27 protein-coding genes are annotated in these 20,680 nt (G+C 66.5%); 15 read left to right on the plus strand and 12 right to left on the minus strand.

Annotated elements, in window-relative coordinates:
• From paaD to FF090_RS00525, 6 genes are read right to left on the minus strand one after another with little or no spacing between them, the layout of a single operon-like run.
• Positions 1–501 carry a 1,2-phenylacetyl-CoA epoxidase subunit PaaD gene (gene paaD / locus FF090_RS00500; RefSeq protein ID WP_375137415.1) on the minus strand — a complete coding sequence of 167 codons (501 nt, stop codon included), beginning with the start codon at positions 499–501 and terminating at the stop codon, positions 1–3.
• Positions 495–1,265, minus strand: coding sequence for a 1,2-phenylacetyl-CoA epoxidase subunit PaaC (gene paaC / locus FF090_RS00505; RefSeq protein WP_138854866.1), 771 nt, complete (start codon positions 1,263–1,265; stop codon positions 495–497). Before paaC ends, paaD begins: the two co-directional genes overlap by 7 nt.
• Positions 1,266–1,275: 10 nt before the next feature.
• The gene (gene paaB, locus FF090_RS00510) at positions 1,276–1,575 is read right to left on the minus strand and encodes a 1,2-phenylacetyl-CoA epoxidase subunit PaaB (protein ID WP_138854867.1); all 300 of its coding nucleotides are present in this window, start codon (positions 1,573–1,575) and stop codon (positions 1,276–1,278) included.
• The gene (paaA, locus tag FF090_RS00515; RefSeq protein ID WP_138854868.1) at positions 1,572–2,570 is read right to left on the minus strand and encodes a 1,2-phenylacetyl-CoA epoxidase subunit PaaA; all 999 of its coding nucleotides are present in this window, start codon (positions 2,568–2,570) and stop codon (positions 1,572–1,574) included. The genes paaB and paaA overlap by 4 nt, the downstream gene beginning before the upstream one ends.
• Positions 2,570–3,019: a hydroxyphenylacetyl-CoA thioesterase PaaI gene (gene paaI, locus FF090_RS00520; protein WP_138854869.1), complete on the minus strand. Its 450-nt coding sequence runs from the start codon at positions 3,017–3,019 to the stop codon at positions 2,570–2,572. Before paaI ends, paaA begins: the two co-directional genes overlap by 1 nt.
• A complete protein-coding gene (locus FF090_RS00525; RefSeq protein WP_138854870.1) occupies positions 3,019–3,819 on the minus strand; it encodes an enoyl-CoA hydratase-related protein in 801 nt (266 codons plus the stop codon). The genes paaI and FF090_RS00525 overlap by 1 nt, the downstream gene beginning before the upstream one ends.
• A gap of 198 nt (positions 3,820–4,017) precedes the next feature.
• On the opposite strand from FF090_RS00525, the gene FF090_RS00530 reads away from it, so the two are divergent.
• From FF090_RS00530 to FF090_RS00560, 7 genes are all read left to right on the plus strand, one after another.
• Positions 4,018–4,626, plus strand: coding sequence for a phenylacetic acid degradation protein PaaY (locus FF090_RS00530; protein WP_138854871.1), 609 nt, complete (start codon positions 4,018–4,020; stop codon positions 4,624–4,626).
• 228 nt (positions 4,627–4,854) lie between these two features.
• Positions 4,855–5,202 carry a nucleotide pyrophosphohydrolase gene (locus FF090_RS00535; protein ID WP_138854872.1) on the plus strand — a complete coding sequence of 116 codons (348 nt, stop codon included), beginning with the start codon at positions 4,855–4,857 and terminating at the stop codon, positions 5,200–5,202.
• Positions 5,199–5,876 (plus strand): 3'-5' exonuclease, encoded by a 678-nt coding sequence (locus FF090_RS00540; RefSeq protein WP_246071475.1) that lies wholly within the window; start codon positions 5,199–5,201, stop codon positions 5,874–5,876. The genes FF090_RS00535 and FF090_RS00540 overlap by 4 nt, the downstream gene beginning before the upstream one ends.
• A 73-nt stretch (positions 5,877–5,949) precedes the next feature.
• Positions 5,950–6,171, plus strand: coding sequence for a hypothetical protein (locus FF090_RS00545; protein WP_138854873.1), 222 nt, complete (start codon positions 5,950–5,952; stop codon positions 6,169–6,171).
• Positions 6,172–6,526: 355 nt separating this feature from the next.
• On the plus strand, positions 6,527–6,928 hold the full coding sequence (locus FF090_RS00550; RefSeq protein ID WP_138854874.1) for a hypothetical protein: 402 nt from the start codon (positions 6,527–6,529) through the stop codon (positions 6,926–6,928).
• Positions 6,929–7,071: 143 nt separating this feature from the next.
• Positions 7,072–7,278: a hypothetical protein gene (locus FF090_RS00555; RefSeq protein ID WP_138854875.1), complete on the plus strand. Its 207-nt coding sequence runs from the start codon at positions 7,072–7,074 to the stop codon at positions 7,276–7,278.
• A gap of 52 nt (positions 7,279–7,330) precedes the next feature.
• Entirely contained in the window at positions 7,331–7,675 is a 345-nt protein-coding gene (locus tag FF090_RS00560; RefSeq protein ID WP_138854876.1) for a nuclear transport factor 2 family protein, read from the plus strand.
• 72 nt (positions 7,676–7,747) lie between these two features.
• On the opposite strand, the gene FF090_RS00565 is transcribed toward FF090_RS00560, so the two are convergent.
• Positions 7,748–8,812: a hypothetical protein gene (locus FF090_RS00565; protein ID WP_138854877.1), complete on the minus strand. Its 1,065-nt coding sequence runs from the start codon at positions 8,810–8,812 to the stop codon at positions 7,748–7,750.
• A 104-nt stretch (positions 8,813–8,916) separates the two neighbouring features.
• On the opposite strand from FF090_RS00565, the gene FF090_RS00570 reads away from it, so the two are divergent.
• Complete coding sequence (locus FF090_RS00570; RefSeq protein ID WP_138854878.1) at positions 8,917–9,897, plus strand: helix-turn-helix transcriptional regulator; 981 nt, start codon at positions 8,917–8,919, stop codon at positions 9,895–9,897.
• 645 nt (positions 9,898–10,542) lie between these two features.
• Here FF090_RS00570 and FF090_RS00575 read toward each other — a convergent pair.
• On the minus strand, positions 10,543–11,790 hold the full coding sequence (locus FF090_RS00575; RefSeq protein ID WP_175423447.1) for a DEAD/DEAH box helicase: 1,248 nt from the start codon (positions 11,788–11,790) through the stop codon (positions 10,543–10,545).
• Positions 11,790–12,404, minus strand: a complete 615-nt coding sequence (locus tag FF090_RS00580) for a cob(I)yrinic acid a,c-diamide adenosyltransferase (RefSeq protein ID WP_138854879.1) — start codon at positions 12,402–12,404, stop codon at positions 11,790–11,792. The genes FF090_RS00575 and FF090_RS00580 overlap by 1 nt, the downstream gene beginning before the upstream one ends.
• Positions 12,405–12,463: 59 nt before the next feature.
• On the opposite strand from FF090_RS00580, the gene FF090_RS00585 reads away from it, so the two are divergent.
• Complete coding sequence (locus tag FF090_RS00585) at positions 12,464–13,057, plus strand: lysophospholipid acyltransferase family protein (RefSeq protein WP_138854880.1); 594 nt, start codon at positions 12,464–12,466, stop codon at positions 13,055–13,057.
• Here FF090_RS00585 and FF090_RS00590 read toward each other — a convergent pair.
• A complete protein-coding gene (locus tag FF090_RS00590; RefSeq protein ID WP_138854881.1) occupies positions 13,051–13,323 on the minus strand; it encodes a hypothetical protein in 273 nt (90 codons plus the stop codon). The genes FF090_RS00585 and FF090_RS00590 overlap by 7 nt on opposite strands.
• 93 nt (positions 13,324–13,416) lie before the next feature.
• On the opposite strand from FF090_RS00590, the gene FF090_RS19025 reads away from it, so the two are divergent.
• The 6 genes from FF090_RS19025 (at position 13,417) to chrA (ending at position 18,786) form a co-directional block, all read left to right on the plus strand.
• Positions 13,417–13,569: a hypothetical protein gene (locus FF090_RS19025; protein WP_175423448.1), complete on the plus strand. Its 153-nt coding sequence runs from the start codon at positions 13,417–13,419 to the stop codon at positions 13,567–13,569.
• Between the two features lie 11 nt (positions 13,570–13,580).
• Positions 13,581–13,844: a TfoX/Sxy family DNA transformation protein gene (locus FF090_RS00595; protein WP_138854882.1), complete on the plus strand. Its 264-nt coding sequence runs from the start codon at positions 13,581–13,583 to the stop codon at positions 13,842–13,844.
• A 48-nt stretch (positions 13,845–13,892) separates the two neighbouring features.
• A complete protein-coding gene (locus FF090_RS00600; RefSeq protein ID WP_138854883.1) occupies positions 13,893–15,104 on the plus strand; it encodes a S41 family peptidase in 1,212 nt (403 codons plus the stop codon).
• Between the two features lie 39 nt (positions 15,105–15,143).
• Positions 15,144–16,517, plus strand: coding sequence for a flavin monoamine oxidase family protein (locus FF090_RS00605; RefSeq protein WP_138854884.1), 1,374 nt, complete (start codon positions 15,144–15,146; stop codon positions 16,515–16,517).
• 62 nt (positions 16,518–16,579) lie between these two features.
• Positions 16,580–17,488: a TFIIB-type zinc ribbon-containing protein gene (locus tag FF090_RS00610; RefSeq protein ID WP_175423449.1), complete on the plus strand. Its 909-nt coding sequence runs from the start codon at positions 16,580–16,582 to the stop codon at positions 17,486–17,488.
• Positions 17,485–18,786: a chromate efflux transporter gene (gene chrA / locus FF090_RS00615; protein WP_246071476.1), complete on the plus strand. Its 1,302-nt coding sequence runs from the start codon at positions 17,485–17,487 to the stop codon at positions 18,784–18,786. The genes FF090_RS00610 and chrA overlap by 4 nt, the downstream gene beginning before the upstream one ends.
• Here the strand turns inward: chrA and FF090_RS00620 are convergent.
• Entirely contained in the window at positions 18,718–19,812 is a 1,095-nt protein-coding gene (locus FF090_RS00620; RefSeq protein WP_310732996.1) for a S8 family serine peptidase, read from the minus strand. The two genes, chrA and FF090_RS00620, sit on opposite strands and share 69 nt — an antisense overlap.
• A complete protein-coding gene (locus FF090_RS19440) occupies positions 19,722–20,483 on the minus strand; it encodes a S8/S53 family peptidase (RefSeq protein ID WP_246071477.1) in 762 nt (253 codons plus the stop codon). Before FF090_RS19440 ends, FF090_RS00620 begins: the two co-directional genes overlap by 91 nt.
• Positions 20,484–20,680: the final 197 nt, after the last annotated feature.

The following is a 20,680-nucleotide window of genomic DNA, read 5'->3' on the forward strand; positions in this document are numbered from 1 at the left end:
TCAGATGGGCTTGAAGTATTCAAAGGGTTCGCGGCAGGCCGTGCAGCGGTAAAGCGCCTTGCAGGCGGTGGAGCCGAAGGCGGACAGGCGTTCGCTTTTGGGCGAGCCGCAGCGCGGGCAGGGAATGGCCTGGTGCATGCGCAAGGGTTGGCTCACGGCGGCCATGCCGCTCGGGGGCGCGATGCCGTACTGGCGCAGCTTCTCGCGGGCCTCTGCACTGATCCAGTCCGTGGTCCAGGCCGGGCTGCGGCGCTGCTCAATGCGCAGGGGGGCGAAGTCGGTGAGCGCGGCGCGCACCTCGTCCTCGATCAGCTCGGTGGCCGGGCAGCCGCTGTAGGTGGGGGTGAGCACCACGGTGAAGCCGCCGTCACTTTCTTCGCGCAGCTCGCGCACGATGCCCAGCTCCACCAGCGAGAGCGCCGGCACCTCGGGGTCGAGCACCGCCGCCAGCCGGCCCCAGGCCTGCTGCCAGCGTTCGCTCTTGGCCACCAAATTCACCAGGTGCCGCCCGGGTAGGCGCGCTGCAGGTATTGCATCTCGGCCAGCAGATGGCCCAGGTGCTCGCTGTGAATGCCGACCCGGCCGCGGTGGGCGTTGGCGCAGTCCTTCGGCACCGTCAGCGTGGCCGCGCCCAGCACCGCGTTCATTTGCGCGCGCCATTCCATCTGCAGGCTGGCCCAGCTGGGGCCGAGCTTCGTTTCCTCGGCGGCGGCGTCCACCGCATCGGCCTCGAACAGCTCGCCCACATAGGGCCACAGGCGTTCCAGCGCGGCCTGCATGCGAGCCTTGGATTCGGCCGTGCCGTCGCCCAGACGCAGGGTCCAGTCGGTGGCGTGCTGCAGGTGGTAGCGGCTTTCCTTCAGGCTCTTCTCGGCAATGGCGGCCACTTCGGCATCGCTGCTGTCCAGCAGACGCTGCCACAGCAAGGTGAACCAGGTGGCGGCGGCCAGATTGCGCAGCACGGTGAAGGCGAAGTCGCGCTGGCCGTGCAAACCATGCGGCAGCTCGAACAGCACCGGGTTCAGGAACTGCTGCTCCAGGCGCAGCATGGCCAGCTGGTCTTCATCCAGGCCATCGGTCTTGCCCACATGGGTCAGCAGCGCGCGGGCCTGGCCCAGATGGTCCAGGGCCAGATTGCTCAGGGCCAGGTCCTCTTCCAGGATGGGGCCATGGCCGCACCATTCGGCGTTGCGCTGGCTCAGGATCAAGGCGGCGTCGGCGATGCGCAGCAGGTAACGCTGCGCGGGGGTGTTGGAGAGTTTCATGGCCACGGCCTTACATGTGGTCGACCGAGGCCGGCAGCTTGTAGAAGGTCGGGTGGCGGTAGATCTTGTCGTCGGCGGGCTCGAAGAGCTGGCCCTTCTCGGCCGGGTCGCTGGCGACGATGTGCTCGCTCTTCACCACCCAGATCGAGACGCCTTCCTGACGCCGGGTGTAGACCTCGCGGGCCATCTGCACGGCCATGGCGCTGTCCGGGGCGTGCAGGCTGCCGCAATGCTTGTGGTCTAGGCCGCTCTTGCTGCGGACGAACACTTCCCACAGGGGCCACTCGTTTTGGGTTGCGGTCTTGCTCATGCTGCTTCCTTTTGTTGATCGTGCTTGTTGGCGTGGGCCAGGGCGGCCTCGCGCACCCACTCGCCGTCTTCCCAGGCCTGCACCCGGGTGGCCAGGCGTTCGCGGTTGCAGGGGCCGTCGCCGCCCACCACGCGCCAGAACTCGTCCCAGTCGATGCGGCCGAAGTCCCAGTGCTGGCGCGCTTCGTTCCACTTCAGGTCGGGGTCGGGCAAGGTGATGCCCAGCACCTTGGCCTGGTCCACGGTGGCGTCCACGAATTTCTGGCGCAGCTCGTCGTTGCTGTTGCGCTTGATGCCCCAGCGCATGCTTTGCTCGCTGTGCAGGCTCTCGCTGTCGTGCGGGCCGAACATCATGATGGACGGCCACCACCAGCGGTTCACGGCGTCCTGCACCATGGCCTTTTGGGCCTCGGTGCCGCTCTGCATCATCACCAGCAGGCTCTCGTAGCCCTGGCGCTGGTGGAAGCTTTCCTCGCGGCAGACGCGGATCATGGCGCGGGCATAGGGCCCGTAAGAGCAGCGGCACAGCGGCACCTGGTTCATGATGGCCGCGCCATCCACCAGCCAGCCGATCACGCCCACATCGGCCCAGGTCAGCGTGGGGTAGTTGAAGATGGAGCTGTACTTGGCCTTGCCACTGTGCAGGGCGTCGAGCATCTGGTCCCGGCTGGTGCCCAGGGTCTCGGCGGCGGCGTACAGGTAGAGGCCGTGGCCACCTTCGTCCTGCACCTTGGCCAGCAGGATGGCCTTGCGCTTCAGGCTGGGCGCGCGGCTGATCCAGTTGCCCTCGGGCAGCATGCCGACGATTTCGGAATGCGCGTGCTGGCTGATCTGGCGCACCAGGGTCTTGCGGTAGGCCGGCGGCATCCAGTCCTTGGCCTCGATGTATTCGCCGGCGTCGATGCGGGCCTGAAAGGCCGCCTCGCGCGCCTGCTCTTCGGCGGTGGCCTGGGCCAGCTGCTTTTCCTGGTCCAGGCTCAGGGATTGGGTGTACATCAGAGTTCTCCTTCCACAGGCAGTTCGGCCACGACGCGCTGGCCCTTGAGGCGATAGGCGCGGCCGCGAAATTCGGCAATCAATTCATCGCGCTGGTTGCGCACCTGCACGTCGTACAGCCCGGTGCGGCCGGTGGCCGCGATGCGGCGGGCCTGGGCCGTCAGCACATCGCCGGCGCGCGCGCCGGCCGAGATGTCGATGCTGTAGCCCGAGGCCACCGTGAGCTGATTGCCGCTGTTGCAGGCAAAGGCAAAGGCCGAATCGGCCAGGGTGCCGATCAGCCCGCCATGGCAGAGCGCAAAGCCATTGAGCATGTCGGGCCGCACCGTCATGGTGATGGCGGCCGTGCCCGGGCCCACGGCACCCAACTGCATGCCCAAGGCCTGCGAGGCGCGGTCTTGCGCCCACATGCCTTCAGCCACGGCTTGGGCCAGTTGCTGGGCGTCCATCAGCGGTCTTGAAAGCGAGGGGCGCGCTTCTGCATGAAGGCGTTCACGCCCTCGCTGTAGTCCTGCGCAAACCCGAGCTGGCTTTGCGCACGGCTTTCGGCGCGCAGCGCGGGTTCAAAGTCGCTGCGCTGGGCTTCGTCGAACAGGCGGCGTGTTTCCACCAGGGCCTTGGTGGGCAGGGCGGCCAAACGCAGGGCGGCAGCCTTGGCAGCGCTGAAGAGCTGGTCGGCCTGCACGGTGCGGGCCACCAGGCCCAGCAACTCGGCATCGGTGGCGCTGAGCTTGTCGCCCAGCAGGGCCATCTCCATCGCCTTGGCGCGGCCCACCAGGCGCGGCAGCAGCCAGGTGGCGCCGGCGTCGGGGATCAAACCGATCTTGTTGAAGCCCAGCACAAAGACGGCGGCGTCGCTGGCGAACACCAGGTCGCAGCCCATCGCAAAGCTCATGCCCGCGCCGGCTGCCACACCGTTCACCGCGCACACCGTGGGCACGCGGCAATGGCGCAGGGCCAGGGCCATGGGGATGTAGTAATGGTCGATCAGGTGACCGATGTCCTTGGGCTTACCACCCGGGGGCGGCGGGGCCACGAAGGGGTCGCTCAGGTCCTGCCCGGCGCAGAAGGCCCGGCCCTCGCCGGTGATCAGGATGGCGCGCACGCCCGCGTCAGCACCCAGGGCATCCAGGGTTTCGCGGATCTGCACCATCATGTCCGCCGTGAAGGCGTTCAGGGCCTGCGGACGGTTCAGCCGCAGGATGGCGATGTTCTCTTCACGTTCGATCTGGATCAGCGGCTCGGCCATGGACGGGCTCCGGGGGCTCTGTGGATAAGGCTGTGGGCAGCCTTGGGGTTCTGCGGGGATGGCGGCGGGACAAGCTGGGGAAAAACCAATGGACGGTGCGATGCTTGCGCCTTACCTTGCCTCATTGGGGTCACCCGCCTGACCGACCGGTCGGTCGATGATAAAGGCTGAGCTCCCCACTTCCCATCCGGTTCTGCCATGCCCTGCTATGCCATTGACGGCGTGATCCCCGTCGTCCACCCCAGCGCCCATGTCCACCCCACGGCCGTCCTGATTGGCGACGTGCACATCGGCGCGGGCGCCTACATCGGCCCCAATGCCAGTCTGCGTGGCGACTTCGGCCGCATCGTCATCGAGGAAGGCGCCAATGTGCAGGACTGCTGCGTGCTGCACGGCTTTCCGCAAAACGTCTGCCGCGTGGCGCGCGACGGCCATGTGGGCCACGGCGCCATCCTGCACGGCTGCACCGTGGGCCAGGGCGCCCTGGTGGGCATGAACGCCGTGCTGATGGACGAAGTGGTGCTGGGCGAATTTGCCATCGTGGCCGCCCATGCCTTTGTGCCCGCCGGGCGCGAGTTGCCGGCCCGCCACCTCATCGTCGGCAGCCCGGCCAAGGTCTTGCGCCCCTTGAGCGAGCAGGAAATCGCCTGGAAGGCCGAGGGCACCGCCACCTACCAGGAACTCACCCGCCGCTGCCTGGCCAGCCTGCGCGAGGTGCAGCCCCTGCCCAAAGCCGAGGCCCAGCGCCCCGAGTTGCCCAGCTTTGACGTGGCGCCCAAGCTGCATCTGAACAAGCCTGTGGACTGATCGCGAACAAGCATCGGCTTATCCACAGGCTGGAGCGTTTCGCCCGAGTTGTTGTACCCCAGCCGGCTTTCAATCCGAGCCGCCGCCCACAGCCGAAAATCGCAGTCAAACCCTTGTCGGACAAGCGTTTTTTGACTTATCCACAGAAGCCGGCCGCCTCTACTACGAACACTACTTTGAAACTTTAAAACCAAAGATGAATAACAACGCGCAACTTTTCGAGCCGCCATGGACCTTCTGAACTGGCAAAGCCGCCTGCAGGCCTTCGCCGACGAGCGCGCCTGGCTGCCCTATCTGAACCCCAAGAACCTTGTGATGGCGATGTCCGTCGAGGCTGCTGAACTGGTCGAGTGCTACCAGTGGTGCCCTCCCGAAACAGCCCTTGCCTTGACCCAGGAAGAGCCGGGACGCTCCCAGGTGGCCGACGAAATGGCCGATGTCCTGATGTACCTGCTGCACTTGGCGCGCGAGACCGGCATCGATTTGGAAGCCGCCTGCGAAGCCAAACTGGCCAAGAACGCGCTGAAGTACCCCGCCACGGGCCGCGCACGGCCTCCGGAGGGCCCCCACCCTTGATTTGGGGCGCTTGCGAACTGATGGCCGTGGTGGACTTTGAAACCACCGGCATGGGCCCGGCCCACGGCGCACGGGCTACCGAGGTGGCCGTGGTGTGGGTGCAGGGCGATCAGATCGTGGACCAGCACGCCGAGCTGATGCACAGCGGCGTGCCCATCCCGCCCTTCATCCAGCGACTCACGGGCATCACCGAGCGCATGTTGGCGAGCGCCAATCCTTCCGCCACGGTGATGCGCACCCTGGCCGAGCGCCACCCGCCCTGCCCCTTGATTGCCCACAACGCCAGCTTTGACGCCGCCTTCTGGCGCGATGAAATGCTGCGCGCTGACAGCGAACAATGCACCGCCCACGCGGAGCCGCCCCGGCTGTGCACGGTCAAGTTGGCGCGTCGGCTCTACCCGCAGGCGCCCAATCACAAGCTGGGCACCCTGGCCCAGTTCCATGAACTGCCCCACCAGGGCCGCGCCCACCGCGCCCTGGCCGATGCACTAACCACCGCCCATCTGTGGCTGCAAATGCGCCGGGACATCCAGCACCACCTGGCCGAGCCCTTGAGTGGCGCCCCCATCACCTTTGCCCTGGCAGACCGCCTGCAAGCCCTGCCCTTTGCCCAATGGCCCAAGGCCGCGCGGGCATACCGCAAGGCCTTGATGGAAAGCAAGGCCCTGTTCTGAACAATGTCACGCTGCGCTGGCAGCGATGACCATTTCCCGTTGGTAGAGTGCGGCCCGCAGAGACGACAGGGCTATGGGCAATCGACTGGGTACGGCACGTCCCGAAGGGATGTGGAAATTGGTCTTCTACGAGCGCACGGGCAAACGCATGACCGTGGACAAGACCGCCCCCTGGCTGCCCAGCAAGGCCGCCGCCCAAAGCTGGGCCCAGTTCTACATTCGCCAGGGCTACTTTGTGGGCCTACAGGCGCAGGATGGCAGCGTGGAGCGGCTGACACCGGGCCTGCCGGGCTGATTCGGCCGCCCCGACCGATCTATCGATGACCCCTTGAGCGCTCGCGCATCGGGGGCGTTTTGTTCCCGCACCACTTGCGATGCGTGGCCGCACAAACCCTCCCAAGCCCTTCATGGGGCCCCGGCTAGCATGCCGGCCACCGCAGCGGACCGACCCAGAAGCCGAAGAGCTTGTAACAAGGCGCCGCTTTTCGCGGATTTTTTTAGGGCCGCGCAAAGCGGACAAGGGGAGGAAAAAGCTGTGCCAAATCAAACACTTTGGATCGACTGCGGGCGCCTACTTCAACAGCAGCGTGCCGAATTCAACAGCAGCGGCTGTCTCCCGAAAACACGTTGGACGTAATACTCCTAGTCGCATGAATAAGATCTTCACCCTCTTGGTTTTCTGTGCCATCGCATACTATGGATACAAGCCCGCAATCGAGCATTTTGACCGTGCCCGCTACAGCCTTTCTACAGTCGAAACCAAGCCTTTTCCTAAGCGAGCTGCGTTTACGCTATTGCGGGATACTGCTCTGAGGACTTGCGCTGATGCCCAAAAAAATCATAACGTTTCTCCTGATAAGTGCGAGGAGATCGTGAAGGGTCGGCACGCCGAATGTGTTACGACCTTGAATGCCGGAACGCCAGGCGTAATTTCACAAAAAACCGAATTGAAGGCCCTTGGTCGTACGTACTTGCAGTGTGTGACTCCCTACTATTTCTGCAAAGGCGTAGAAATTCGCACAGAAAATGAGGCTCAATCTCACTGCAAATGACGCCCAACCTTTCATTGCAGCGGACCTGCACCAGCTTCGCTGGTTTGGCCGCTGAATTCAAACGTCAATTTCATTCAATCTGTTCTTAGAAGAGCTATCTAAGGTCTATGTATTCAACACCAGAAACAACCATCTTTTCCCTGTTGCCTCTGCTGCTGATGACGCTGCCGCTGGGAATCGTTTCTCATCTGTTGGCCAAGGACAAAGGCCGAAATGTCAGCCTCTGGACGATTCTCGGTTTAATTCCTTTGGTCAACTATTTCTGTATTTTGTATTTCATGGGTGCGAGCAATCTTCGACTTGAGAAGAAAGTTGATTACTTGTTGAGGCAGCAGGACAAAGCCCAGTGAGTGCTGTTTTCCGATGAGTTGTGATTTTCATATTTCGACTGAATAGATATTCATGATGGTTTTGCAGCGTCACAAACAAGCGCTGATGGCCTACCTCAAGGCCTACGCCGCCAAAAACCTCGGCGCCATTGAAATGATGTTTGCCGAAGACATTTCGCTGTGTGACTGGAACCTAGCGGTGCAGGGCAAAGCGGCCGCCTTGGCCGAGACGCAGAAGAACTTCGACGCGGTGCGCGAGTTGCAGATCGAGGTGCTGGCCGTGCATGAAAGCGCCGAGGCCGTGGCTGCCGAGTTGCTCATCCGCGTGGACCGGCAGCATGAATTGCGCGTGGTGGATGTGCTGGGTTTTGACGACCAAGGATTGATCCGCTCGATTCGCGCCTACAAGGGGCTTTGAGCCGAGGCCAATGGCTCGGTGGATCGCTGGTGTTGGACCTTGATTTCGCCTTGAGCGGCGCCAGGGCAAGTCTTAGTGCAGTTCGGTCCAGCCCTCGGTGGCGCCGGCCTCGGCGTGGTGTTCCAGATGGCAACCGGCCGGGGCGGGCAGGCGCAGCATCAGGGCCTCGATGGCCTGGGTGGGCACCAGGGCCACGAGGTGCATCCAGCGGCGCTGCACACGGGTGTCCAGCCACAGGTCTTCCAGTGCCCAGTGCAGTTCCTGGCCCTGTAGCTGGTTGAGCGTGAGCGCGAACGGGGCCAAGGCGGCCCAGAGGGCGCGGGCGGCCTGGCGGGCGGGGATGCCGGGCAGGGCGTCGTGCAGGGCGGTGCCGCGTGCGGCCCAGCCGGGCAGGGGCAGCTGGCGTGCCACCCAGGCTTGCAGGGCCTGGGCCGGGTTCAGCAAACGCAGGCGGTTGCAGGGCAGCACCGGCATGGCCTCGAGCGGCTGCGCTTCGGGAGTGACCAGGCGCACCAGGGCGGCCAGGCGACCCCAGGCAGCAGCGTCCAGACCGGCTTCCGTGCCGCCGTCGCGCTGCAGGCGGTCGGCCACGGCTTGTAGGCTGGCGGCGTCGCGGCCTTGCAGGGCGCGCTCGGCGGTCAGGCTCAGTTGCACCAGATGGCCGGCGGCAAAGCCGAGGTCCTGGCGCAGGCGGGCCCAGACGCGTTGTTGTGGGTGGCCGATTTCGTCGTGCAGGGCGGCGCGCGTCACCGGGCAATGGCTGCGGCGCAGCTGACGCAGGTAGTGCGGGGTCAGCAGCTGATCTTCATAGGGCAGGCCGGCGGCCCAGGCCTGCAGACGCAGGGCCAGCCAGGCGCGGGTGCCGGCGGCCACTTCGCGCTGGCGCGCCGAGGCACCGGCTTGCAAGGCAGCATGAAAGCCTTGGAACAGCGGCGAGGCCGGATGCAGATGCCCGGAGGGCAGGGCGACATGGAAGCGCGCGTGATCGCGACCGAGCTGCAGCCCGACGGGGTCGGCGTCCTGCAGCTGCGGTGCCACCAGGGCGGGGGCGGTCGCCAGCGGTACATCGAAAGCCAGGTCGGTCTGGGCCTCGGTGGTAGCGGGGGTGAAGCGGCGCAGGGCGTGGGGCTTGTGCATGTCGGTCTCCGGCTTGGATGGATTCAGTTTGAGACCCATGTAGCTCATGGAGTGAGCCACCTAAAATCCTGGTGAAAACACCGAACCTGTTACACGCCTTAACAATGGACCGCACCGAGCGCTTTTACAAGATCGAGATGCTGATCCGCTCGCGCGGCAGCGTGCGCTTTGACACGCTGCTGAGCGAATTGGAGGTCTCGCCCGCCACGCTGAAGCGCGATCTGCAATACCTGCGCGAGCGCTTGGGAGCGCCCATCGAATGGGACGCCTTCAGCCGCGGCTACCGCTTTGCGCAGGAGCAGTGGCGCGGCGTGAAGCATGAGCTGCCCGGGGTGTGGCTGAGCGAGCACGAGCTGCATGCGCTTTTGACCCTGCACCAGATGCTGGAAGGCCTGGACGAGGGCGAGTTGCTGGGCCGCCATCTGGCGCCGATGTTCGAGCGCATCCACGCGATGCTCGGCCTGGACGAGAAAGAGGCGCGCGAATTGCAGCGGCGCGTGAAGTTGATCAGCACGGCCCGACGGCGCGCCAACACTGCGCATTTCGAAGCGGTCTGCAGCGCGGTGCTTCAAGGCCGACGGCTGGAGATTGACTACCGCAAGCGCAGCGGGGGCTTGGGGGCGGCGGTAGAGACGCGCTCGCTGTCGCCCCAGCGTCTGGTGCATTACCGCCATGCCTGGTATTTGGACGCCTGGTGTCACAAGAGCGAGGGCCTGCGCCGCTTTGCGCTGGATGCCATGCAGGCAGCGCGATTGCAGGAGGCCAAGGCCCAGCGCCTGTCGCTCAAGGCCCTGGAGGCCGAACTGGACCGGGGCTATGGCATCTTTGCCGGTGGCACCGAGCAATGGGCCGAGCTGCGCTTCAGCCCCGAGGCGGCGGCCTGGGTGGCGCAGGAGGAATGGCACCCGGCGCAGGAAGCCGAGCGCGAGGCCGACGGCAGCCTGCTATTGCGCCTGCCCTATGTGGATGCGACCGAGCTGCTGATGGACTTGCTGCGGCATGCGGGGCAGGTGCAGGTGCTGGCGCCACGCGGCTTGAAGGAGGCGTTTGCGCGGCGGTTGAGGGAGGCGGTGGCGGCCTTGTAGCCCTGGACTGTTCAGGTCGGACCAGCCCGCCGGGATTTGGCTTCGCCGAAGCCTTCGGCTTTCGGCCCGGCGGCCGACCTACTTTCTTCGCTTCGCCGAAGAAAGTAGGCAAAGAAGGGCGACCCCGATGCGCAGCCCCAGCCTTTGGCTGGGGTCCCCTGCGATGCTCGCGCCTGAGGGCACGGGGCGGAACGCACTCCGTTCGCTGCGCTCACTGCGTTTGAACGGCCGCCCCGAGCTAGAAGTGGAAGTGCGCTGGCGCGCACGCCCCCAGTCGCTGTGCTTCTCGGCAGCGCATAGGGGACCCCGGGAAACGGAGCGACTGATTGAAGTGCGGGCTGTTCGGTATTCGGCTGTTGGCTGTTGGGGGTCCCCCTATGCCAAGCCGAGGAGCACAGAAGGACAGGCCAGCGCGCGTCAGCGCGCCACGTGAACTGACTCGGCGCGGCCGTTCAAACGCAGTGAGCGCAGCGAACGGAGTGCGTTCCGCGCCGGGCCTGGCCTTCGAGCACCACAGGGAACCGCTCGCCGCAGGCGAGCGGCGCCGGCATCGGGGGTCGCCTTTCTCTTTCCCCCTTTCTCTTTGGCGAAGCAAAGAGAAAGGGGTCGGGGCGTGGGGTTGAAGACCCCACGGGCTGCACCGAATTACGACTGAGCAGGCGGCAGCAAACCCGCTGCCCTCAGCTTGTCCTTCTTGCTCGGCCGCTTGCCCTTGATACCCCCCGTCGCCTGCACCTCGCTGGCCAGCGCCTTGGGCTCGAAGCCCGGCAGCTGCTCGCGCGCCAGGCGTTGGCCCTGGCGCTTTTCAATCACGCGGAAATGCGACTCTGCATTGGTCGCGCTGTCGGCACAGATGAAGCTCACCGCCACGCCGTTGGCGCCGGCACGGCCGGTGCGGCCGATGCGGTGGGTGTAGTCGGCGGGCGAGCGCGGCAACTCGTAATTGACCACCGCGTCCAGCGCGTCGATATGCAGACCACGCGCGGCCACGTCGGTGGCCACCAGCACCTTGACCTTGCCGGCTTTGAGCGCATCCAGCACCTCACGGCGGCCGCCCTGGCTCAGTTCGCCATGCAGGGCGGCCGATTGAAAGCCGGCGTCCCAGAGCTTGGCCGCCACGTGCTCGGTGGCGTAGCGGGTGGCCACAAAGACCAGCACGCGTTGCCAGTCCTGGGTCTTGAGCAGATGGCGCAAGAGCGGCGTGCGCTGGGCGGCGTCCACCTGCAGGGCGCGTTGGTGGATGGCGGCGAGCTGCTGGGTCTCGTGGATTTCCAGCGGCTCGTTGAGCAGGCCCTGGGCCAGGGCCTTGAGCTTGTCCGGCAAGGTGGCGCTGAACAGCAGGGTCTGACGTGCGCCGTGCATCAAGGCCTGGATGCGTTGCCATTCCTCTTCGAAGCCGGTGGCCAGCAGGCGGTCGGCTTCGTCCAGCACCAGGGTGCGCAGGCCGCGCAGATGCAGGCCGTTGTGTTCGATCAGGTCCAGCAGGCGGCCGGGGGTGGCCACCAGCACGTCGCTGCCGCCGCGCAGCGCCATCAGCTGCGGGTTGATGGAGACGCCGCCAAAGGCGAGCGCGATGCGCAGCCGCTGCGGCAGGGCCTGCGCCAGCTCGCGCAAGGTCTCGGCCACTTGCAGGGCCAGTTCGCGCGTGGGCACCAGCACCAGCAGGGCGGGGCTGCCGGGGCCGGCCGGGGCGGCACGCTGCTGCAGGGCTTGCAGCAGGGGCAAGGCGTAGGCGGCGGTTTTGCCACTGCCGGTCTGGGCCAGGCCCAGCACATCGCGGCCTTCCAGAATGGCCGGGATGGCCTGTGCCTGGATCGGCGTGGGCGCGTGGTAGCCGGCGGTGCGAACGGCGTGCAGCAGGGCGGGGCTCAGGCCCAGGGTGGCGAAGGACATCAGCTGCCTTGCCCGTCTGCAGAGGCGTCTTCGGCTTGAGCACGGGCCAGGCGCTCGCTCTTCCAGTACACATCGTCGCCGCCCAGGCCATCGAGGTTGGCGCGGTTGAGCACGCGGGCCAGTACGAAGAGCAGGTCGCTGAGGCGGTTCAGGAACTGGCGCGGCGCGGCGTTTACTTGGCCGGGTGCCTCGGCGTTCGTCAGGGCCACCACGGCGCGTTCGGCGCGGCGCGCCACGGTGCGTGCCACATGGGCCAGGGCGGCGCTGCGGGTGCCGGCGGGCAGGATGAATTCCTGCAGGCGCGGCAGCGCGGCGTTGTGCTCGGCCAGGGCTTCATCCAGGCGCAGCACGGCTTCATCCTTGAGCAGGCTGTAGCCGGGCATGCAGAGCTCGCCACCCAGGTTGAAAAGCTCGTGCTGAACCACCACCAGCAGCTCGCGCACCTTGTCCGGCAGCGGCTCGCAGAGCAGCACGCCGAGATGGGAGTTCAGCTCGTCCACATCGCCCATGGCGGCCACGCGCAGATCGGACTTGGCCACCCGACGCCCATCGCCCAGGCCGGTCGTGCCGTCGTCGCCGGTGCGGGTCGCAATTTGAGTGAGTCGGTTGCCCATGGTGAGAAATCTTGATCAGAGAAAGGGGCACATCTTCCCCCAGCAGGGAAAATCTGGCGATGAAAGTCCAGCGCACCCTTTTCAACACCCCCCTCATCCGACCGCTGATGGCGGGCCTGAGCCGGCTTTATTTCCGGCTCAAAGGCTGGAAGATCGAGGGCCAGCTGCCCCCTGAGGCCGCACGCTGCGTGATGATCGCCGCGCCCCACACCAGCAATTGGGACATGCCTTACATGATGATGGCCGGCTTCGCCTTCGGCCTGAATGTGCGCTGGATGGGCAAGGCCAGCATCTTCAAATGGCCCTGGGGGCCGCTGATGCGCTGGTTCGGCGGCATCGCGGTGGTGCGCGACGAGCGCCGCAATTTGGTGGCTGCGTCGGTGGAGGCGCTGAAGCACGCCCCGGGTGCATTGCAGTTGTTGATCGCCCCCGAGGGCACGCGCAGCTTGGTGCGGGAGTGGAAGACGGGCTTTTATCGCATCGCCGAGGGCGCCCAGCTACCCATCATTCCGAGCTATCTGGATTTCGGCGGCAAGCGCGTGGGCCTGGGGCCGATCTTCTGGCCCAGTGGCGATGTGGAGGCCGATATCGCCAAGTTGCGGGCCTTCTACGCGCCCTACAAGGGCCTGCGCGAAGATCTGTTCCATCAGTGATGGCGCTGCCCGCTGCGGTGCTGCTGGGGGTTCTGCCCCTTGGCGTTGCCGGCGCCTGAAACCGGACCGTGGTGGGCCGCCGGCGCCCGGTGCTGCTCGGGGGGTTCCACCACGGCATGGGGCTGACGGAACTGCTCGGCGGCGCGCAGGCTGCGCTCGGTCATCCAGCGCTTGAGCCAGCCGCCGCTCCAACTCGTCCAAAGCGCCCACAGCAGGCCCAGGGCCACGGCCAGGATCAACCAGGTGCCGGCAGACAGGGAAAACATGCGCAACTCCAGTGCAGGGATGGGCTGGATACTGGCATGGCCGGCCGCGGCAAACAAGGCGCCGGGTTTGTCCCCGCTCAAACAGGATCACTCATGACCATCTGCCCCATCGCCGTCGTTGCCGGCTGCCAGAAGTGCCCGGCCTTCAAGGTCTGCCCGCTTAAATCGGTGCTGGGAGATCAACCCAAGGCCGACGCCGCGCCGGCCCCCGCGCCCCAGAAGTCGGGCGCCAAGAGCAAGAAGTAAAGCGCGCGGCCATGGGGGATGGCCTGCTGAACCTGGGCCCCAAGAGCCGGCTCTGGTTGGCGGAGTTGGGCATTCACACGGGCGCGCAACTGCGCCAGCGCGATGCCTTTGTGGTCTATGCCGATTTGAAACGCCGGCAGCCCGGCGCGAGTTTGAATCTGCTCTACGCCCTGCTCGGGGCGCAGCAGGATTGCCATTGGCAGCAGGTGAAGCGCGAGCAACGCAGCGACATCCTGCTGCGTCTGGATGACATGGGCTTGGCGCCCAAACGCTGAGGGGACTGACTTCTGCCGCCCCCCCGGGTGTTGCAGATACTGCGCCCTATGCCCTTCAAGCTCCCCGCCCTGGTGCTGACCTTGGCCAGCCTGACGTCCCCTGTTGCTGCGACCGAGTACGGCCAGAAGCATGACCCCGACTTCGCGCGCTTTTGCGAGTTCGTGCAGCAGGACTACGCCTACTGGCCGCGGCGCCCGCAACTGGATTGGCCGGCCGCCTGTGCGCAGCACCGGGCCCGCGCGCTGCAGGCGGGCAGCCGTGGCGCTTGGATCGCCCATCTGGAAGCGGCGCTGGATGAGCTGGCCGATGCCCATGCACATCTCTCCACCAACACCCCGGTCTCGACCCGCCTGATTCCCAGCCAGAGCGACTTGCGCGCCCGCTGGCGGGGCGAGGTGGCGGAATTGGTGGCGGTGCGCCAGCCCTCGGCTGCTTGGGCGGCGGGCCTGCGCCCGGGCGATCGGGTACTGAGCGTGAAGGGTCAGGCCCTGCGGGCGGCAGCCCGCGCGCGTCTGCCGCGCGGCGAGGGTGATGATTTGGCCTGGGACTGGGCGCTGCAGCAGGTGCTGGCCGGCCGTCATGAACAGAAGGAAATGAGCCTGCAGCGCCAAACGCCGGCGGGTTCCCAGACTTTGATTTGGCGCCCCCACCAGCCCCAAGCCGCCAGCCTGCTGAGCCATGGCCGCGAGGGCGATGTGGCTTGGGTGCGCATCCACAACAGCCTGGGTCAGAACGGTTTGATCGAGGCTTTCGACCAGGCCCTGGCCGAACTGGGCCCCTTTGGTGCCCTGGTGCTGGACCTGCGCGACACCCCCAGCGGCGGCAACAGCCATGTGGCGCGCGGGCTGATGGGGCGCTTGGTGACGGCGCCGCGCCCCTATCAACAGCATGAGGCGGTGGCCGAAGGACGCGGTGGTGTGCGCCGTGTGTGGACTGAATGGGTGCTGCCGCGCCAGCCCCTGCCCGAGCGCCCCGTCCTGGTGCTGGTGGGGCCGTGGACGGGCAGCATGGGCGAGGGTCTGGCCATTGGTCTGAACGCCGCACGCGGCGCGCCGGTGTTGGGTCAGCCCATGGCGGGTTTGCTGGGTGCTTTGGGCGAAGAGCGCCTGCCGCTGAGCGGGATTACGGTGCGCATCCCCACCGAGACCCTGGCCCATGTGGATGGCCGACCCCGCGAAGCCTTTGTGCCCGAACCCCTGCAGGGCGATGCCGAGCAAGTTTGGCAACAGGCGTTGACCCGAGCGCGCCTGCTGCGCTGAGTCGGCATCATGCGGCCGTCACGGGGGACGGAGATGGGCATGCAGCGACGCGAGTGGCTTCAAGGAATTGGCGGCAGCTTGGCGCTGAGCGCCTGCGGCGGCGGGGGCAGCGATGCCACGGCAGCCGAACCGTCCAAACGCAGGGTGCTGGTCATTGGCGCTGGCCTGGCCGGATTGACCGCCGCGCGCGAACTGCAGCGCCAGGGCCGGGAGGTGCTGGTGTTGGAGGCCCGGGACCGCATTGGCGGCCGCATCTGGACCAGCCAGCAGTGGCCTGACCTGCCGCTGGACCTGGGCGCCTCGTGGATTCACGGCACGCGTGGCAACCCACTCACGGCACTGGCCGAAGGCGTGCAGGCGCAGCGTGTGAGCACCAGCTATGAACGATCCATCGCCTTCGACTCTGAGGGCGAGGAGCTGACGGCGGCGCAGACGGCTCGCCTGGAGCTCTTTCGTGAACAACTGAACGCGGCCCTGAAGGCCGCGCAGAAGCTGGATCCGGATCGTTCGGTGATGGACGTCGCCGGTCCCCTGCTCGCGGCGGCCGGCAAGGGCACGCAGGATGAGCGCATGCTGCGTTTCCTGCTGAGCGGCAGCATCGAGCAGGAATACGCCGGCAGCGCGGCCCAGCTTTCCGCCCATTGGTTTGACAGCGCCGAAGAGTTCGAGGGCGAAGACGTGGTCTTTGCGCAGGGTTTTCGCGTCATCACCGACGCTTTGGCTCAGGGCCTGAGCATCCGCACCGGCCAGGTGGTGCAGCAGATCGACTGGCAGGGCGCGTCGGTGAGGGTGCGCGTCCAAGGGGGGGCCGAGTTCACGGCCGACCAGGTGGTGGTGACCTTGCCCCTGGGGGTGCTGCAGGCGGGCTCGGTGCGCTTCGTGCCAGAACTGCCCGCACCCAAGCGCGCCGCCATCGCGGCCCTGGGCATGGGGGTGCTGAACAAGTGCTACCTGCGCTTCCCGCGCGTGTTCTGGGATGCCCAAGTCGACTGGCTGGAGGTGGTGGCCGAGCGCCCGGGTGAGTGGACGGAGTGGTTGAGCCTGCAGCGCGCGCTCAACAAGCCGGTGCTGCTGGGCTTCAATGCCGCCGATCGCGGCCGTGCCATCGAAGGGCTGAGCGACGCCCAGATCGTGGCCAGCGCCATGGACACCCTGCGCAATCTGTACGGCGACCGCATTCCCGAGCCCGAGAGCGCGCAGATCACCCGCTGGGCCAGCGATCCCTTCGCGCGCGGCGCCTATTCCTTCGCCGCTTTGGGCTCGACCCCGCAATCGCGCCGCGACCTGGGTTCGGCCCTGAACGGGCGGCTCTTCTTTGCCGGCGAGGCCACGGGGGTCGAGCACTTCGGCACGGCGCATGCGGCGGTGATCTCGGGCCAGCGGGCGGCGCGCGAGGTATTGGCCCACGTCTGAGTGCGACGTGGGTTCGCCGGGCTGCCGCAAGCCCGTCATCGCCTTCACCCAGAATGCGCGGCATGACCCCCCATTGCCCACGCTGCCGCTATCGCATGGACGCCCTGCTGTTGGCGGCGCACGATGGACGGGTGGTGGAGGTGGACCATTGCCGGGCTTGTCGTCTGGTGTGGTTCGATCAGCTGGAGTCGGTGCAGCTGGCGGGTTTGGGATGGATCCATTTGCTGCGCGAGTTGCAGCAGGGCATGGGCCTGGCCCTGCCGCCGGCACGACCAGAGGGACTGAACTGCCCACATTGCAGCGTTGGCCTCAAGACGGTGTTGAACCGTAGCCGCTACGGCGAATTCACGGCTCAGGAGTGCCCGCAAGGTCATGGGCATGCGCACAGCCATGTCGGTGTGATGGCCGAGCGCGGTTTGGTGCGACAAGTGGGACCAGCCGATCGAGCGCTGATTCGCCAAGGGCACTGGAAGTGGGAGTGCTTGAACTGTGGGGCACCCGCTGAAGGCGAGGCAATAGCCTGCCGCTTTTGTGAGTCCCCCATGTTGTTGTTGGACCTGCCCCGCCTGGCCCATGCGTTGACGCGCAGGCCGCAATGCGATGCGCTTGCCCCAAAGCAAGGGGCGCATCCGCTGACCTGGTCCTGCGTGGCTTGTGGCGCTGCACTTGATCCCAACCGCGAGCCCACCTGCGCTCAGTGCGGACAAGATGCCTGGGCGCCTTCGTGGTTGAACCTGAATGCTTTGCTGGATGAGGCCGAAGCCCAGGTCCGGGACGCCGAAACCGAGCGTCGCTTGTTGGCGGCGCGGCATCGGGCGCAGGTATTGGAGCGGCCACGCAGAGTCCGGGACTGGCAGGACACCCAACTGGCCCGGGTCCATCGCCTGTTCAAGGATGAAGAGAAACCCGAGCTCAATCCCTGGGTCGGGTTGGGTCTGCTCCTGCTGCTCCTGTTTTGGAACTGGTGGTGAGGACGCCAACTCGCGCGCAAGCCCTCCGCTTCTGGGCCTGGTTGGGGCTGGTGAGCTTTGGCGGGCCGGCGGCGCAGATCGCGCTGATGCACAGCGAGCTGGTGGAGCGGCGCCGCTGGGTGGACGAGGCGCGTTTTCAGCATGCGCTGGGCTATTGCATGCTGCTGCCCGGGCCGGAGGCCCAGCAGCTCGCGACCTATCTGGGCTGGATGTTGCATGGCCGGGCCATGGGTATCGCGGCCGGCCTGCTCTTCATCCTGCCGGCCTGGGGCCTGATGCTGGGCCTGGGCTGGCTCTATATGGCCCAGGGCCAGCAGCCTTGGATGCAGGGGGTGTTGGCAGGGCTCAAGCCTGCGGTGCTGGCCCTGGTGGTCTGGGCGCTGTGGCGCATGGGGCGCAAGAGTCTGCAGCATCGGCTGTGGCTGTTTGTGGCCCTGGAGTCCCTGGTGCTGCTGCGCCTGGGGCTGCCCTTCCCGCTCATCCTTTTGCTGGCGGCGGCGCTGGGTGCCGTGGCGGCACATAGGGGTTGGGGTGCGCTCCCCAAGGCGGTTGCGGTGGACACGTCCCGCAGCCCGGCCCCGAGCGGCACGGTCGGGGTGCTGGGTCTGGGTGTGCTGCTTTGGGCTTTGCCGATGGGCTTGCTGGTGGCCTGGCAGGGTCTGCAGGGCTTTTTCCCACAGCTGGCCGGCTTCTTCACCCAGGCGGCGCTGCTGACCTTTGGTGGTGCCTATGCGGTGCTGCCCTTTGTGGCGCAGGCGGTGGTGCAGCAGCAGGGCTGGATCACGACGGCCCAGTTGATGGATGGGCTGGCCCTGGGTGAGACCACGCCGGGCCCTTTGGTGATCGTGCTGGTCTTCATCGGTTTCGTGGCGGCCTGGCAGCAGACTGGCGCCGACCCGCTGGTCTGGGGTCTGCTGGGCGGCGCGGTGGCGGGTTTCTTCACCTTCTTGCCCAGCTTTGTCTTCATCCTGGTGGGCGCCCCGTGGGTGGAGCGCAGCCGCCAGTTGCCGGTCTTGGCCGGGCCGCTGCGGGCCATCGGCGCGGCGGTGGTGGGGGTGATGGCGGACTTGGCCCTGTTCCTGGGCCAACACACGCTCAAGCCCCAGGGCCACTGGGATGCGGCGGCCCTGGGGCTTGCGGTGCTGTGCGGGCTGGCGCTGTGGCGCTGGCCGCGGCGGGCCGTCTGGGTGGTGCTGGGCGCCGCCCTGGTGGGGGCGGTGCTGCACGAATCACCAGGTGTTGCTGTTGCGCCAGCTGCGCATCTCGTAGAGGCGCTCGCCGGTGGACAGCATTTGTGAGCTGCTGCCCTTGACCTTCAGGTAGACCGAAAGGCCAGCGCCCGTGCCGTTGTAGTAGTTGGCCTCGGGATGACCGGCCACCATGACGCTCTTCTTCAACACCTTGCCGGTGGCATCCATCAGCTCCATGCTGCCGGTGAAGTTGATGTCAAAGCTCAACATGCGCAGCTGGGTCACCAGGGTGTGGCCGGCAGGGATGTACATCGAGTAGATGTCCACCTTTTCCGGATAGGCCGCTTGCAGGGTGCCCAGTACACGGGCCTTGCCGGTCAGGTTCACATACTGGGCCGAGGCCATGCTGTCGTTGGGTTCCACTTCGTAGCGGAAGTACTTGGCGGCGGCCACTGCCGCCTCGGCATCCACGATGCCGGTACCGCAATCGGTGCACGTGCCCGGGAAGCTGCGCGCCGTGGTCTTCATCAGATAGGCCGTGTCGCTGGGCTGCAGCAGGCTGTTGGTGGCCAGCATCAGGGCCGCCACGCCGGCCACATGAGGAGCGGCCATTGAGGTGCCGCTCTTGCGGCTCCAGCCATCCGTGGTCGGGCCCTTGGTGCCCATATTGCCCAGCGACCAGACGCCGCCGTTCGTGCTGTCGCCGCCCGGAGCCGCGATGTCCACGCCATTGCCGAAGTTGGAATAGTCCGCCTTGGCGCCGAGCTTGTTGGTGGCGGCCACCGCCATCACCCCGCTGCAGTTGGCCGGCGCCTGCTCGCTGACGTCCTGCTTGTCATTGCCCGCAGACACCACGATCAGCGCCTTGAGATTGCGGGCGTAGTTGATGGCGTCCTGGTAAGTGCTGCTGCAGCTGTGTTCACCGCCCAAGGAGAGGTTGAGGATGCGCACCGGGTTGGCGTTCAGGGGCAGGCTGCCCACCTTGCCGCCGACCGCCCAGACGATGCCGTCGGCGATGTCCGATTCGGCGCCGCCGCAACGCCCTAGCACGCGCACCGGCACGATCTTGGTCTTGGGGGCCACGCCGGTGTAGCCAAAGCTGTTGTTACCCACCGCAGCGATGGTGCCGGCCACATGGGTGCCGTGCCAGGTGCTGTTGGCGGCGGGTCCCAGAAGCCGCACTCGCCAGCAGCTTCCCAGTCGCCGGGGTCGCTGGCATTGCTGTCGCGACCACCGCCGTCGTTGGCGCGCTCGCTGTCGGAGATCATGTCGTAGCCCGGCAGCAGGTTGGCGGCAATGTCGGCATGAGGCAGCACGCCGGTGTCCAGCACCGCCACGCGTTGACCGAAGCCCTGGCTGATGTCCCAGGCCTTGGGGGCGTTGATGCCCCCCACCGGATCGGACATGTCCCACTGCTCAGACCAACCCGGATCGTTGGGGATCATCGACGGACGGGCCACATGGTCGATGGCCACAGACTCGATGGTGGCGTCGGAATTCTTGATGTCCTGCATCAACTGCTGCAGCTCACGCGCTGGCACGAACTTGGCCAGACGGATCACGCGCTTGCCAAACGCAGCTTCGCGGTCGAAAGCGACACGATGGCCACGGGCCTCCCCCATGGCGCGGAAGCCCTGCACGGCCGCCTTGGCGGCAGCGGGGGCACGCTGGCCATCGCGGAACTTGATGATCAGGCCAGCAGCCAGGGCTTCTTTCTTGGTCGGGGCAGTCTGGGCTTGGGAGCTGCCGGCCATCAGCAGCGCGGCGGTCAGCAGGCTCAGGGGAAAGAGGGCTTTGCGGTTCATGGTCGTCTCCTGTTGCGGTGACGTCATGTTCGAAGCCGCGCGTTTCAGCCCCGCTTCATGGGGGGCGGGGTTTTGTTTCGTTTGTTGCAATCGTGCTTGGTCGCTGCTGAGGCGGCACGACACCGATAGACGCCAAAGCCCCAGGGCCGCCGGATCTCGGCGGCCCTGGGGCTGGTGGCGCTGCGCCAATCCTCAAG

The organism is Inhella inkyongensis (assembly GCF_005952805.1).
Taxonomy (GTDB): Bacteria; Pseudomonadota; Gammaproteobacteria; order Burkholderiales; family Burkholderiaceae_C; genus Inhella; species Inhella inkyongensis.